Source organism: Micromonospora sp. BL1 (assembly GCF_003667485.1).
In the GTDB taxonomy this organism is placed as follows: Bacteria; Actinomycetota; Actinomycetes; order Mycobacteriales; family Micromonosporaceae; genus Micromonospora; species Micromonospora tulbaghiae.
Genome location: NZ_RCVK01000178.1, coordinates 1 through 12,486 on the forward strand (window position 1 = coordinate 1; position 12,486 = coordinate 12,486).

At 73.2% G+C, this 12,486-nt stretch carries 16 protein-coding genes and 1 pseudogene; 8 read left to right on the forward strand and 9 right to left on the reverse strand.

The window, feature by feature from the left end; all coding sequences use genetic code 11:
• A partial coding sequence (locus tag EAD96_RS31475) for a prephenate dehydratase domain-containing protein (protein WP_305034157.1) occupies positions 1–211 on the reverse strand: 211 nt, incomplete at its 3' end.
• Here EAD96_RS31475 and EAD96_RS07380 point away from each other — a divergent pair.
• Positions 111–488 (forward strand): annotated as a pseudogene (locus tag EAD96_RS07380) (ACT domain-containing protein); the annotation flags it as partial. The gene EAD96_RS31475 and the pseudogene EAD96_RS07380 overlap by 101 nt on opposite strands.
• Before the next feature lie 43 nt (positions 489–531).
• Here EAD96_RS07380 and EAD96_RS07385 read toward each other — a convergent pair.
• From EAD96_RS07385 to EAD96_RS07395, 3 genes are all read right to left on the reverse strand, one after another.
• Positions 532–1,251 carry an AIM24 family protein gene (locus tag EAD96_RS07385; protein ID WP_120572570.1) on the reverse strand — a complete coding sequence of 240 codons (720 nt, stop codon included), beginning with the start codon at positions 1,249–1,251 and terminating at the stop codon, positions 532–534.
• A 95-nt stretch (positions 1,252–1,346) separates the two neighbouring features.
• A complete protein-coding gene (locus EAD96_RS07390) occupies positions 1,347–1,691 on the reverse strand; it encodes a metallopeptidase family protein (RefSeq protein WP_181726620.1) in 345 nt (114 codons plus the stop codon).
• Between the two features lie 89 nt (positions 1,692–1,780).
• Positions 1,781–2,209, reverse strand: a complete 429-nt coding sequence (locus tag EAD96_RS07395) for an OsmC family protein (protein WP_013289315.1) — start codon at positions 2,207–2,209, stop codon at positions 1,781–1,783.
• 118 nt (positions 2,210–2,327) lie between these two features.
• Between EAD96_RS07395 and EAD96_RS07400 the strand changes: the two genes are divergently transcribed.
• From EAD96_RS07400 to EAD96_RS07410, 3 genes are all read left to right on the forward strand, one after another.
• Positions 2,328–3,062 (forward strand): hypothetical protein, encoded by a 735-nt coding sequence (locus EAD96_RS07400; RefSeq protein ID WP_120572569.1) that lies wholly within the window; start codon positions 2,328–2,330, stop codon positions 3,060–3,062.
• Positions 3,063–3,229: 167 nt separating this feature from the next.
• On the forward strand, positions 3,230–4,051 hold the full coding sequence (locus EAD96_RS07405) for an HAD family hydrolase (RefSeq protein WP_091413415.1): 822 nt from the start codon (positions 3,230–3,232) through the stop codon (positions 4,049–4,051).
• Positions 4,051–4,863 carry an HAD family hydrolase gene (locus EAD96_RS07410; RefSeq protein WP_121683704.1) on the forward strand — a complete coding sequence of 271 codons (813 nt, stop codon included), beginning with the start codon at positions 4,051–4,053 and terminating at the stop codon, positions 4,861–4,863. Before EAD96_RS07405 ends, EAD96_RS07410 begins: the two co-directional genes overlap by 1 nt.
• A gap of 35 nt (positions 4,864–4,898) precedes the next feature.
• On the opposite strand, the gene EAD96_RS07415 is transcribed toward EAD96_RS07410, so the two are convergent.
• On the reverse strand, positions 4,899–5,486 hold the full coding sequence (locus tag EAD96_RS07415) for a bacterial proteasome activator family protein (RefSeq protein ID WP_120572567.1): 588 nt from the start codon (positions 5,484–5,486) through the stop codon (positions 4,899–4,901).
• A gap of 57 nt (positions 5,487–5,543) precedes the next feature.
• On the opposite strand from EAD96_RS07415, the gene EAD96_RS07420 reads away from it, so the two are divergent.
• Both EAD96_RS07420 and EAD96_RS07425 read left to right on the forward strand, forming a co-directional pair.
• Positions 5,544–6,371, forward strand: a complete 828-nt coding sequence (locus EAD96_RS07420; protein ID WP_121683705.1) for a S9 family peptidase — start codon at positions 5,544–5,546, stop codon at positions 6,369–6,371.
• 48 nt (positions 6,372–6,419) lie between these two features.
• The gene (locus EAD96_RS07425; RefSeq protein ID WP_120572565.1) at positions 6,420–7,640 is read left to right on the forward strand and encodes an ABC transporter substrate-binding protein; all 1,221 of its coding nucleotides are present in this window, start codon (positions 6,420–6,422) and stop codon (positions 7,638–7,640) included.
• Positions 7,641–7,706: 66 nt separating this feature from the next.
• On the opposite strand, the gene ddaH is transcribed toward EAD96_RS07425, so the two are convergent.
• Entirely contained in the window at positions 7,707–8,540 is an 834-nt protein-coding gene (ddaH, locus tag EAD96_RS07430) for a dimethylargininase (RefSeq protein WP_199733089.1), read from the reverse strand.
• A gap of 59 nt (positions 8,541–8,599) precedes the next feature.
• Between ddaH and EAD96_RS07435 the strand changes: the two genes are divergently transcribed.
• Together EAD96_RS07435 and EAD96_RS07440 are read left to right on the forward strand one after the other, a co-directional pair.
• The gene (locus tag EAD96_RS07435; RefSeq protein WP_121683706.1) at positions 8,600–9,058 is read left to right on the forward strand and encodes an Lrp/AsnC family transcriptional regulator; all 459 of its coding nucleotides are present in this window, start codon (positions 8,600–8,602) and stop codon (positions 9,056–9,058) included.
• 55 nt (positions 9,059–9,113) lie between these two features.
• The gene (locus tag EAD96_RS07440; protein WP_121683707.1) at positions 9,114–10,070 is read left to right on the forward strand and encodes a zinc-binding dehydrogenase; all 957 of its coding nucleotides are present in this window, start codon (positions 9,114–9,116) and stop codon (positions 10,068–10,070) included.
• 7 nt (positions 10,071–10,077) lie between these two features.
• Here EAD96_RS07440 and EAD96_RS07445 read toward each other — a convergent pair whose 3' ends face one another.
• From EAD96_RS07445 to EAD96_RS07455, 3 genes are all read right to left on the reverse strand, one after another.
• Positions 10,078–11,232, reverse strand: a complete 1,155-nt coding sequence (locus EAD96_RS07445; protein ID WP_121683708.1) for a hypothetical protein — start codon at positions 11,230–11,232, stop codon at positions 10,078–10,080.
• Between the two features lie 65 nt (positions 11,233–11,297).
• Positions 11,298–11,555: a DUF6457 domain-containing protein gene (locus EAD96_RS07450; RefSeq protein WP_091415945.1), complete on the reverse strand. Its 258-nt coding sequence runs from the start codon at positions 11,553–11,555 to the stop codon at positions 11,298–11,300.
• On the reverse strand, positions 11,552–12,280 hold the full coding sequence (locus tag EAD96_RS07455; protein ID WP_121683709.1) for a molybdenum cofactor guanylyltransferase: 729 nt from the start codon (positions 12,278–12,280) through the stop codon (positions 11,552–11,554). Before EAD96_RS07455 ends, EAD96_RS07450 begins: the two co-directional genes overlap by 4 nt.
• Between the last annotated feature and the right edge of the window lie 206 nt (positions 12,281–12,486).

Genomic DNA, 12,486 nt, shown 5'->3' on the forward strand with positions numbered 1-12,486 from the left:
GCAGGTGCTCCCGCAGCCAGCCCCGGCACTGGGTGGACGCCTGCGGGTGGGCCGCGACGGAGCGGACGTCGGACAGTGTGGTGCCGGCGCGGGCGGCCAGCACGAACTCCACCGGCGACGACCTCACCTCGCTCGCGGTGTGCCTGGCCCACGACCGGGTGGGCGCGCTGCTGGCGGTGCTGATGGAACTGGCGGTGCGCGGCGTGAACATGACCCGGATCGAGTCCCGCCCGACCGGCGAGGCGCTCGGCCGCTACGTGTTCTTCCTGGACTGCGCCGGACACGTCGCCGACGTACGCCTCGGTGAGGCGTTGCAGGGGCTGCGCCGGGTCTGCGCCGACGTGCGGTTCCTGGGGTCGTACCCCCGGCACCGCTGGAGCACGGCGGCGGGTGACCAGCAGACGCCGGTGCCGCCCGGGCTCACCGACGCCGACTACGCCGACGCGGCGGCCTGGGTGGCCCGGCTGCGGGCCGGCGAGCTGAGCTGACCGGCCCGGGGCGACCTCGGCGGACGCCCCGGGCACCGGAAGGTCACTGAAGCAGGCCGCCGAGCACGCCGCCCTGCTGCTGGGAGCCGCTGCCGGCCACCGGAGGCTCCTCCGAGGGCTGGACCACGACGAAGCCCTGACCGGCGAAGCTCATCGTGAACGCCTCACCGGTGCTGCGGCCGAGCAGCGTGCCGAGCCCGAGCTGCTCGGCGCGGTGGTAGCCGGTCTGGAGGTTCGCCGACCAGCAGACCGCCGCCTGCGGGTCCACGTACGTCGGCGCGTCCACGTTGAGCACCACCGGGGTGCCCTTGGTGGTGACGGCGATCCGGCCGTGGCCGGTGAAGACGCAGTTGAACAGGCCGGACGAGGACGCGAAACCGGCGCCGCCGACCATCTTGATGTCGTACTGGAGCGTCGAGTCGAACGCCAGCACGCTGGAGCCGTTGATGGACAGCGCGTCGCCCGGCTCCAGGTCGATGACGTGCACGTCCTTGGCGAAGTCGGCGAGGAAGACGTCGCCGCGCCCGGAGACCTTCATCAGCGGCACGCCCTCGCCGGTGAGCCGCTGCTTGATGAACTTGCCGATGCCGCCGGAGCCGAGCGCCTGGAACTGCACCTGCCCCTGGTAGGCGACCATCGACCCGACCCGGGCCATCGCCTCGCCGTTCAGCTCGATCTTCAGCATCTTGGAGTTCTGCAACCGCATGCCCGGCTGCTGGGACTCCTTCTCAAGGTTCTCCGCGGAGAACAGCGCGCTGCGCATGGGTTTTCCTCCTGCATCAGGATCTGCCTGATCCGCAGGTTAGGGGACCGGCGCAACCGCCGGAATCAGCCGGGCGGGGACGCGCCGGAGGCCGGTCAGCCCCAGCCCAGGGCGTGCAGGCGCTCGTCGTCGATGCCGAAGTGGTGGGCGATCTCGTGCACCACGGTGATCGCCACCTCGTCGACGACGTCGTCGTCGGTGTCGCAGATCGCCAGGATCGGGTTGCGGTAGATCAGGATGCGGTCGGGCAGCACGCCGGAGTAGTCCCAGCCGCGAGAGGTGAGCGAATGCCCCTCGTACAGGCCGAGCAGGTCCTCGCCCGGCGGCGGGTCGTCCTCCACCAGGATGACCACGTTGCTCATCAACCCGAGCAGTTCCTCGGGCACCTCGTCGAGCGCCTCGCCGACCAGTTCCTCGAACCGGTCCCGGCTCATCTCCACGGCCACGCGGCCCGGTCACTCCCTCCGGATCGGGCACACCGCACGGCGAGGGCGCCCCGCAGGACACCCCCGCCGTGCCGTACGCGATGTCAGGCCAGACGGGCGTTCAGCGTGATCTGCGCGCCCGGCGACAGCAGCCGGGAGATCGGGCAGTTCTCCTTGGCCGCCTCGGCGAGCTTGGTGAACTCGGCCTGGTCGATGCCCGGAACCTGGCCCACTGTCTCCAGGTCGATGCGGGTCACCGTCATGCCGGCGTCGGTCTTGTCGAAGTGCACCTTGGCGGTGGTCTCCACCGCCGTCTCCTGGGCGCCGGCGTCGGCGAGCTGCTTGGAGAGAGCCATCGAGAAGCAGCCGGCGTGTGCGGCGCCGATCAGCTCCTCGGGGTTGGTGCCCTCGCCCTCCTCGAAGCGCGACTTGAAGGAGTAGTTGCCGGACAGGCCGCCCTTGCCGGTGCGGACGGTGCCGGACCCCTCGGTGAGGTTGCCCTGCCAGCGAGCGGATGCGGTACGGATAGGCATGGCACCGACGCTAACCGAAAGCGGGCCGCCCCGCACCGGACCTCGGGGTCGCGATCCCGGCCGTCGGGAGCGGGCTGTGCCATGATTCGACGCAGGCCCGCGTACGGGAAGGGTGGCCATGTCGCAGGATCTCCCCGTTCCCCGGCAGGACAAGCGAATCCCCCTGCAGGACAACCGGTCCGACGACACCACGATCGTCGAGTGGGGCGACGCCGAGCCGGAGTCGTCCGGCCGGGCCGCGCGCTCGCTCGCCGCGCTGGGCCGGGACCGCCGCCTGCCGCCCGTGCTCACCGGGCTCGGCGCCGTGGCCGCGATCGCCTCGCTGCTCGGTGAGTGGCTGGCGATCACGGTGCCGGCCGAGGCCCGGGGCGACGACGCGCCCGCCCGGCTGACCGGCGGCATCTCCGAGATCGGCGGGTTCGGTACGGCGTACCTCGTGGGCCTGCTCGGGCTGTCGGTCGCGGTGGGGCTGGCGCTGCGCGGTGCCCCCGCGGTACGGCAGCACGCCCGGCTGGCCGGGCTGGGTCTCGCGGCGGGCTTGCTCGGAGTGCTGGTCGCGACCGCCGGCTCCCTCGAACAACTGGCCCGGCGCATCCTGTTCTTCGTCGGCGAGCAGCGCCTGGAGGTCGAGCACGGACGCGGTCTGGTCAGCGCGTTCGTCGCCGTCGCGCTGCTGGCGGCCGCGCTGCACCTGGCCGGCCGGGCGGCCGGCGGGACGCCCGCCGACGGGGAGCCGGACGACGACCGGCCCGACCGCCGCCGCCGGACGGACGAGGACGACGTGCCACCGGCCCCGGCGGATCTGACGGTGCAGCCCACGGTGCCGTTCGCCGGCCCCGAACGGTCCTACTGAACCAGGTCCGCCGACGCGTCCGGCGGCCACCGGAGCTTCGCCGCCGATTCGCCGGAAAGCCGTGGTTGCCGCCCCTTCCGCGAGATACGGTTGCTGCCCGCCGTCCCATGGTCGCGGCACCGAGGACCTGGTCGGCCGGCGTGACGGCGGCGGGCGAAGGAGGAACCATGACCCGCCCGGGACTGCCCAAGCTGATCGCCACCGACCTCGACGGCACGCTCGTGCGCAGCGACGAGACCGTCTCCGCGTACACCCATCGGGTGCTGGACCGGGTGCGGTCCGCCGGGATCCCGGTGGTCGGCGCGACCGGCCGCGGACCGCGTCTGACCGAACTCACCCGCAACGACATCCGGGCCGCCGACTTCCTGGTGATGGCCGGCGGCGGCCGGGTGGTGGACCAGAGCGACCCGGAAGGGCCCCTGGTGCTGCGGGACGAGCGGCTGCCCGGCGAGGTGCTGGCCCGGATCCTCACCGACCTGGAGGCTGCGGTCGGCCCGCTGACGGTGATGGTGGAGGCGTCGGACGAGCACGACGCGCCGCTCTGGGGCGACTACCACCCGAGCTGGCCCTATCCGGACCGGTTCGAGGCCCGCAGCCGGGTCGAGTGCCTGTCCTGCGACGTGATCAAGGCGTTCGCGCGTACCGCCGACCACCACGTGGACGAGCTGCTGGCCGCGGCGCGGGCGATCGTGCCACCGGACGTGGCCACGCTCACCCAGGCCGGGCTCGACTTCGTCGAGATCTGCCCGCCCCGCACCGACAAGGCCAGCGGGCTGAGTGTCATCGCCGAGCGGCTCGGCGTGGACCCGGCCGACGTGCTGGTCTTCGGCGACCAGCCGAACGACCTGCCGATGTTCGACTGGGCCGGCTGGGCCCGGGTGGCGGTGGCGAACGCCCACCCGGAGGTGCGCGCCGCGGCGGACGAGATCACCTTGCGCAACGACGACGACGGCGTCGCGGTCTACCTGGACCGGCTACTCTCCCGGTGATGGAAGATCCACCTCGCCTCGTCGCCTCCGACATCGACGGCACGCTGCTGCGCGACGACCGGACGCTCAGCGCGCGTACCGCCGCGGTGCTGGCCCGCATCAACGCCGCCGGCACGCCGGTCGTCCTGGTCACCGGCCGTCCGATCCGCTGGCTCCAGATGGTGTACGAGCAGCTCGCCGAGCCGCTGCCGGCGATCTGCGCCAACGGCGCGGTGGTGTACGACCCGGTCACCGACCAGGTGCTGCGGGCCGACCCGCTCGCCCCGGAGCTGCTGGCGGAGGTGGCCCGGCGCCTGCGCGCCGAGGTGCCCGGGGTGAGCTTCGCGGTGGAGATCGTGGACAGCCGGCAGATGCGGCACGAGGCGCACTACCCGCTGCGCTGGGACGCCGACCTCGACGCGATCCGGGCCGTCGAGTCGCCCGAGGAGCTGCTGTCCGCGCCCGCGGTGAAGCTGCTGGCCCGGGCCGGTGAGCAGGACCCGGACGTCTTCGTGCGGGTGGTGGCGGGCGCGCTGGAAGGGCTGGCCGAGGCGACCCACTCGTCGTACAGCGGGCTGATCGAGATCTCGGCGGCCGGCGTCACCAAGGCGGCCGGTCTGGCCTGGTACGCGGAGCGTCTCGGCATCGGCGAGCGGGACGTGCTGGCCTTCGGCGACATGCCCAACGACGTGCCGATGCTGGCCTGGGCGGGACGGGCGGTGGCCGTCGCCAACGCCCACCCGGCCGTACGCGAGATCGCACACGAGGTCACCGGGCCCAACACCGAGGACGGCGTCGCGGCGTACCTGGAGAAGGTCTTCGGGGTGGACTGAGCGGCCGGGGCGCGTGACGCGCCCCGGCCGACGGGTCACAGGTACTGGCCGGGCGCGTGGCCCTCGCCGCCGGGCATCCCCGGCATGCCCGGAATCACGCCGCCCGGGCCGCTCGGCAGCGCCTGGCGGCCGGAGCGCATCTGCTCCAGCTGGACGCGGGCGGCCATCTGCTGGGCCACCAGCGCGGCCTGGATGCCGTGGAACAGCCCCTCCAGCCAGCCCACCAGCTGGGCGTGCGCGATGCGCAGCTCACCCTCGCTCGGCGCCTGCTGCTCGGTGAACGGCAGCGAGATCCGCTCCAGTTCCTCGCGCAGCTCGGGGGCGAGGCCCTCCTTCAGCTCGACGATCGAGCGCTCGTGGATCTCCCGCATCCGGTGCCGGCTCGCGTCGTCGAGCGGCGCCGCCTTCACCTCCTCCAGCAGCTGCTTGATCATGCTGCCGATCCGCATCACCTTGGCCGGCTGCTCGACCAGACGGGTCGGGTCCTCGCCCTTGCCCTCGTCGGTCTGCACCGTGCCGACCGGGCGGCCGTCCGGCCCGACCACCACCACGGTGCCGGGGATGCCATCGTTGCCCTGTTCGTCGTCGTGTCCGGCGGAGTGCGCTTCGGTCATGGCACCCATCTTTACCCACGCCGACCATGTGCACGCGGCCGGACCGGTGGACGCTACCGTCGCCGCATGCTCTCCGACCCGCGCGAGGTGCTGACCCGCCCGTCCCCGCCCCCGGATGCCACCGTCTCCTACGGCGACCACCCGGACCAGTGTGCCGACCTGCGCCTCCCGGCGGGCGACGGGCCGCCCCGGCCGCTCGTGGTCGTGGTGCACGGCGGCTTCTGGCGGGCGGAGTACGACCGGACCCACACCGGCCCGATGGCGGCGGCGCTCGCGGCGCTCGGCCACCCGGTCGCGCAGATCGAGTACCGGCGGACCGGCCGGCCGGGCGGAGGGTGGCCGCACACGCTCACCGACGTCCGCGCCGGGATCGCCGCGCTGCCGGAACTCGCCGCCGCCGCGCTGCCCGGCCGGGTGGCGCCCGTGCCGCCGATCCTGGTCGGTCACTCCGCGGGCGGGCACCTGGCCCTGTACGTGGCCGCGCACGCCCCGGAGACGGTCGGTGGGGTGCTCGCGCTGGCACCGGTGGCCGACCTCGCGCAGGCGTACCGGCTGGACCTGGACGAGGGGGCGGTGGCCGCGCTGCTCGGCGGCGGCCCGGAGGAAGTGCCGGACCGGTACGCGGCGGCCGATCCATCGGTATTGGTACCCATCCAAACACGCACAGTAGTCATTCATGGTGATCGAGATATGCAGGTTCCGATCGCGATCAGCCGGTCCTGGATAGCCGCAGATCAGGCCGCCGGAGGCTCGGCCACGCTCGTTGAGCTGCCCGAATGTGAGCATTTCGGGCTGATCGCACCGGGCTCCACCGCATGGCCCCGGGTCGCCGAGGCGTTGCGGTCGCTTCACGATGATCTTCCGGGCATTGACGCAGCGTCGTCGACCAGGTAGAACGCCGAAGGGGTGTGCACCATGGCCGCCCCGTCGGGAAGGAAGTCGGTGGCACAGATGAACCGCAGGCGGGCCCTGCAACTGCTGGCCGCGCTGGGCACCACCGGACTGGCGGCGGGGTGCGGCTCCGGGGACGACTCCGGGGAACAGGCCGGATCCGGCAGCCCGATCAAAGTCGGACTGATCGTGCCCGGCAGCGGGGCGAACAAGGCCATCGGCGACGAGATCACCAACGGCTTCCAGCTCTTCCTCAGCATGCGCGGTCAGCAGATCGCCGGCCACCCGGTCACGCTCGTGACCGCCGAGGAGGGCGACACCGCCGCCACCGGCAAGGCCGCCGTCGACCGGCTGCTCAAGGAGGGCGTGCTCGCGCTCACCGGCGTGGTCAGCCCGACCGTGATGACCGGCATCAAGGACGCGGTCGAGGAGGCCCGGGTGCCCCTGCTGGGCTCCAACGCCTCCCCGTCGACGCTCCAGGGCGTCGTCTACATCTGGCGCACGTCGTACGTGCTGACCGAGCCCGGCGAGGCGCTCGGCGAGTACCTGCGCCAGAAGCTGGACGCCTCCAGCCGGATCGCCATCTTCGGCACCCGCGGCCCCGGCAGCCAGGACGTCATCGAAGGGCTGCGGCGCGCGTACGAGCGGGGCCGCCGGCTCACCGAGGACCCGATCTTCACCGAGGACGACCCCAACCCCTCCCGGTCGCTCTACTCCGGGCCGATCCGCAAGGCGCTCGGGCGCAAGCCGGACGCGGTGTTCTGCCACTACTCCGGCGCCCAGGCCGTGCAGTTCGTCAAGCAGCTCTACGCCCAGGGCTACCGGGGACCGATCTACGCCCCCGGCTTCCTCACCGAGGGCACCGCGCTCGACCAGCTCGACGACGGGGAGAAGGGCCGCGAGCGCAAGCTCATCGAGTCGTACGGCATCGAGACCGCGCTGAACTACTCGGCCGACCTCAACAACACCGCGAACCGGATCTTCGCCTCGGCCTACCGGAAGACGTTCAACTCGGCGCCCACCACGTACGCGATGGCCTCCTACGACGCCGCGCTGGTGCTGGACAAGGCGATCCGGCTGGCCGGCGGGAACCCCTCGCCGCAGCAGGTCAACCTGGCGCTCGGCAAGGTCGGCCAGGTGGACAGCCCGCGCGGCACCTGGCAGTTCAACCAGACCCGTACGCCGCAGCAGAAGTGGTACCTCCGCCGGGTGCAGACCGACGGCCGGCTGCTCTCCAACGTCGTGATCAACGAGCTGGCGACGCTGGGCTGACCGGCCCCCGTACACGCGCAAGGGCGGTCTCCCACCGGGAGGCCGCCCTTCGCGTCGAGGCGTGGCTCAGTGCCGCAGCTCGGCGATGCAGCACTTCACGCTGCCACCGCCCTTCTTCAGCTCGGCCAGCTCCACCGGGACCGGGTGGTAGCCGGCGGCCTTCAGCTTGCCGGCGAGCCGGGTCGCCTCGTTGTTCAGCACCACGTTGAGCCCGTCGCTGACCAGGTTCAGGCCGAACGCCAGCGCGTCCTCGTCGTCCGCGACGATCCCGTCCGGGAACAGCTGGGCCAGCACCTTCTGACTGGCGGCGGAGAAGGCCCCCGGGTAGTAGACGATGTTCTCGTCGTCGATCGAGGCCAGCGCGACGTCCAGGTGGTAGAAGCGCGGGTCGACCAGGTGCAGCGAGACCACCGGCCGCCCGAGCGCCTCCTGCGCCTCGGCGTGCGCGGCCGGCTCGGTCCGGAAGCCGTACCCGGCGAGGACCAGGCCGCCGTGCGCCTCCGGCAGGTACGCGAAGTCACCCTCACCCTCGTTGGTCTCGCTCGGCGCGATGAACCGCCAGCCGTGCTGCTCGTAGAACGCCCGGTGCGCGGCGGCCTCGGCGGACCGCTGCTCGTGCTTGAACCGGGCGCCGTAGACGGTGCCGTCGACCACGAACGCGCCGTTGGCCGCGTAGACCATGTCCGGCAGGCCCGCCTCGGGAGTCAGCAGGTGCACCTCGTGGCCCAGCCCGACGAGCGTCTCGCGCAGCCGGTCCCACTGCTTGACCGCCAGGTCGGCGTCGACCGGCGTGGTCACGTCCATCCACGGGTTGATCGCGTACTCGACCGTGAAGTGCTCGGGCGAGCACATGAGATATGTCCGCTTTCGCGAGACTCGCTGCTGGTTCACGGTCACCAAGAGTAGGTACGGTACAACTTTGGTAACAGCCACAAGCATTGCTTCCCAGGAGCAGAACGTTGCAGATAGACGCGGTCGACCAGCGAATCATTGCGTTACTCGTCGCGGATGCCCGCGCCTCGTACGCGGACATCGGCAACCGGGTGTCACTCTCCGCCCCCGCCGTCAAACGACGGGTCGACCGACTCCGATCCGCCGGGGTGATCCGCGGGTTCACCGCCGTCGTCGACCCGGCCGCCGTCGGCTGGACCACCGAGGCGTTCGTCGAGCTGTTCTGCGCCGGCCGGACCACCCCGGCGCAGATCGGCGCCGCCGCCCGCCGGCACCCCGAGGTGGTCGGCGCGTACACCGTCTCCGGCGAGGCGGACGCGCTCGTGCACCTGCGCGCCGCGGACATCTCCCACCTGGAGGAGGCGCTGGAACGGCTACGCGCCGAATCGTTCGTCACCTCGTCCCGCAGCACCATCGTGCTCTCCCGGCTGGTCGAGTCCCCCGGCGTCGGACCGTCGACGCCTTGACCTCAACCTCGCTTCATGTCGTGCACTGGTGACCGGCTCGAAGCGAGGGGGCGGTATGCGTGCGGTGTGGCTGCGGGAGTTCGGCGGACCGGAGATGCTCGTGCCCGGGACGGCACCCGACCCGGCACCCGGACCGGGCCAGGTGCTCGTCGACGTGGCACACGCGAACATCACGTTCGTCGAGACCATGTTCCGGGCCAGCGGCTTCGGGCCGTTCGGCGCCGAACTCCCGGTGATCCCCGGTAACGGGGTCGGCGGCACGATCACCGCACTGGGACCGGACGTCGACCCGGCGCTCGCCGGCCGCGTCGTGGTCACCGCCACCGGCGGCACCGGCGCGTACGCCGAGCGCGTCGTGGTCGGCCAGGGCGCGCCTGTCCCCGTACCCCCGGGTTTGGCGCTCGACGCGGCGGTGGCGCTGATGGCCGACGGCCGGACCGCCCTGATGCTGGCCCGCGCGGCCGGGCTGCGGCCGGGCGACCGGGTCCTGGTCGAGGCGGCAGCCGGTGGCGTCGGATCGCTGCTCACACAGCTGGCAGCGGCGGCCGGTGCCACTGTGGTGGGCGCCGCCGGCGGCGACCGCAAGGTGGACGTGCTGCGCGCCGCCGGCCTCGACGTGGTCGTCGACTACCGGCGGGCCGGCTGGACCGGCCGGGTCCGGGACGCCGTCGGCGCGGTCGACGTGGTGTTCGACGGTGTGGGCGGGCCGCTCGCCCGGGAGGCGTTCGACCTGCTGGACCCCGGCGGACGGATGCTCAGCTTCGGGCTGGCCGGCGGCGCCTGGGCGGACATCCCGGCCGAGTCCGCCGCCGCACGCGGAGTGACGCTGCTGAGCCCCCGGCCCGGCCCGGACGAACTGCGCGCCCTCACCGAAACGGCACTCGGCGAGGGCGCGGCCGGGCGGCTACGTCCGCTGATCGGGCAGCGCCTCCCGCTGGAACGGGCCGCCGCGGCGCACGCCGCGATCGAGGCCCGGGAGACGGTGGGCAAGACGCTGCTCGACGTACGGTGAGCCGCGCTCAGAGGTACATGCCGGTGCGGTGCTCCTCGGCCCGGGCCGGCTTGTCGCCCTCACCGAAGAAGCGCTTGCCGCCGAACTCGCCGTGCAGGCGGTCGTCCAGCTCGTCCGCGAGACCGGTCATCACCTGCACCGCGAGCATCAGGTGGGTGGGCTGGAAGTTGCGGCCGAACACCGGGATCGACGCCCACACCGTGTCGTCCGCGCAGTAGAGCCGGCCGATCGGCATCCGGTTGGTCAGCTCGGAGAGCTTCACGTAGAGGCGCTCGGTCGGCTCGACCTCGGTCAGCACCGGCGAGAACACGTCCACCAGCGGCGGGTTGTCGCGTACCCGGACGAAGACCATGGCCGAGCCGGCCCGGATGTTGATGTCGCCGTCGGAGTCGACCTGGAGCTGGTCGGACGCCGACTTCAGCATGGTCGACACGACGGTGCGGACCCGCTCCTCCAGCGCCAGCACGTCGTTCTCACCGGACTGCGCGGCGGCCGCCGCGGCCAGCGCCTCGTCCAGGTCGGCCTCGACGTCGCGGTCCGGGCCGAACTCGCTGCGGGCGGTACCGAGCGGTTCCACCGGCAGCGCCTCGCCCTCGGCGTCGTGCACCAGGTAGACGAGGAAGGCCGGATGCGGGGCGCCGTAGACGTCCCGCAGCGTCCGGGACAGCACGGCGGCCAGCCGGGTCGCCTCGTCGACGCCGCAGTCCAGCCCGAACTGCTCCCCGGAGCCCGGCACCACACCCGGCGGCGACCAGCCGAGCGCCACCATGTCGGCCACCGCGGCGCGGTCCAGCCGGTAGCCCTGCGGCAGCGTGGCGTTGCCGACCGCGCGGGCCGACAGACGCCCCTCCTCGCCCGCGTCCACACTCACCGAGTAGACGGCGTCGCCGGTCCCCGAGGCGGTCGGGTCGAGCGTGACCTCCAGGTGCCCACCGGCGGGCAGCCCGCGCAGCCGGTCGGCGAGCGCCCGGGCGAACTCCCGCCAGGCCTCGGTGACCTTGGCCCGCAGATCAGCAGTGGTCGGCTCGTCGAGCAGGATCGACTCGTGGTGCTCCGGCGCGCCGCCGGTGGCGTGGTGCTCCGGCGTGCCGCCGGTGGGGTGGTGCTCCGGCGTGCCGCCGGCAGGCTCGTCGACCGGCGCCGAGGGGTGGTCTGCCGTCATGATCGCCTCCGTCCGTTCCCGCCACCCTACCCACGCGCGAAGGGGACCGAATCCCGCGCGAGGCGCTAATCCCCAGGTGTGGAACCGCCCAGGTCCACCGGCCAGGAACCCGCCAGGGCGCTGAGCCGCTCGGCCGCCGCGGCCGGGTCCGCGCCGCGCCCCACCGCCAGCCCCAGCAGGTACGCGGTGACCGGCGCGCCCGGCCGGACCACCTGGTGGGCCACGTCCCGGGCCACGTCGAGCACCGTCGGCACGGGCACCCCCGCCGGGTCCAGGTCCAGTTCGGCGCAGACCGCCGTGACCCAGTCGTCCAGCACCGTCATCTCGTCCACTCCTCCGCCCGGCGTACGTCCTCGTCAGTGTCGCAGTCGAACCAGGGCGGCGGCCCCGAGCCGGACCAGGACACCTCCCGTACGGCGACACCGGCCAGCAGCCCGCGTACCGGCGCCCCGTCGAGCGAGCCGCCCCGCGTCGCGGCGAGCCGATCGAGGGCGGCCCGCAGGGCCGGCACCCGCCAGACCGCGCAGAGGTACTGGCGGCGGCCGTCCCCGTCCACGTAACAGGCGAGCGCGGCGTATCGACCGTCCAGGGTCTCCCGCCGGGCGGCGGCAGGTGCGTCTTCCGGCCCGGCGGCTGCGGCGTGGAGCGCAGGCGGGTCGTCGCGGGACTGACAGGCGGCGAGCGCGGGCGGGTCGTCGCGGGACTGACAGGCGGCGAGCGCGCGTCGCAGCTCGGCCACCGCTGCCGTGGTGAGTAGCGGCAGGTCGGCGGCGAGCACGGCGACTGTCGTCGTACCGGGGTCGAGCCACGCCAGCCCGGCTGCCGTAGCGGCCACCGGACCGCCCCCGGGCGGCTCTTCCCGGGCCGTCCGGACTCCCCTGGGCAGCGGGCCGGACGAGCCGACCACGATCCGCTGGTCCGCGTCGGCCACCGCGTCCAGCACCCGATGCAGCATCGGCCGGCCGCCGACCGCCCGGGCCGGCTTGTCCACCCCGCCCATCCGCCGGGCCGCGCCACCGGCGAGCAGGATCGCCGCGTACCCCGTCACCGCCTCACAGTAGCCACAGCCACGACCGCCGCCTCCCGGCTCGTGTCGGCGCCCGTTGTTCGGCGGTTTTCCGACGTTGATCCACTGCTTTTCGCCGGAGTGGTGGCATCCGTTGGCCTCCGACACCGCCACTTCGCCGAACTCGTGTCGATCATCGGGGTTGGGTCGGCCGAGGCCGGCCGGGCGGGCCGGCCGGGGGCCGGGGT

Coding starts and splice junctions, on each gene's coding strand:
- EAD96_RS07400 (WP_120572569.1), top strand. CDS start 2,328: ATGTCGCAGGATCTCCCCGTTCCCCGGCAGGACAAGCGAATCCCCCTG.
- EAD96_RS07385 (WP_120572570.1), bottom strand. CDS start 1,251: ATGCGCAGCGCGCTGTTCTCCGCGGAGAACCTTGAGAAGGAGTCCCAG.
- EAD96_RS07450 (WP_091415945.1), bottom strand. CDS start 11,555: ATGACGGTGCTGGACGACTGGGTCACGGCGGTCTGCGCCGAACTGGAC.
- EAD96_RS07420 (WP_121683705.1), top strand. CDS start 5,544: ATGCTCTCCGACCCGCGCGAGGTGCTGACCCGCCCGTCCCCGCCCCCG.
- EAD96_RS07410 (WP_121683704.1), top strand. CDS start 4,051: ATGGAAGATCCACCTCGCCTCGTCGCCTCCGACATCGACGGCACGCTG.
- EAD96_RS07445 (WP_121683708.1), bottom strand. CDS start 11,232: ATGACGGCAGACCACCCCTCGGCGCCGGTCGACGAGCCTGCCGGCGGC.
- EAD96_RS07440 (WP_121683707.1), top strand. CDS start 9,114: ATGCGTGCGGTGTGGCTGCGGGAGTTCGGCGGACCGGAGATGCTCGTG.
- EAD96_RS07405 (WP_091413415.1), top strand. CDS start 3,230: ATGACCCGCCCGGGACTGCCCAAGCTGATCGCCACCGACCTCGACGGC.
- EAD96_RS07415 (WP_120572567.1), bottom strand. CDS start 5,486: ATGGGTGCCATGACCGAAGCGCACTCCGCCGGACACGACGACGAACAG.
- EAD96_RS07395 (WP_013289315.1), bottom strand. CDS start 2,209: ATGCCTATCCGTACCGCATCCGCTCGCTGGCAGGGCAACCTCACCGAG.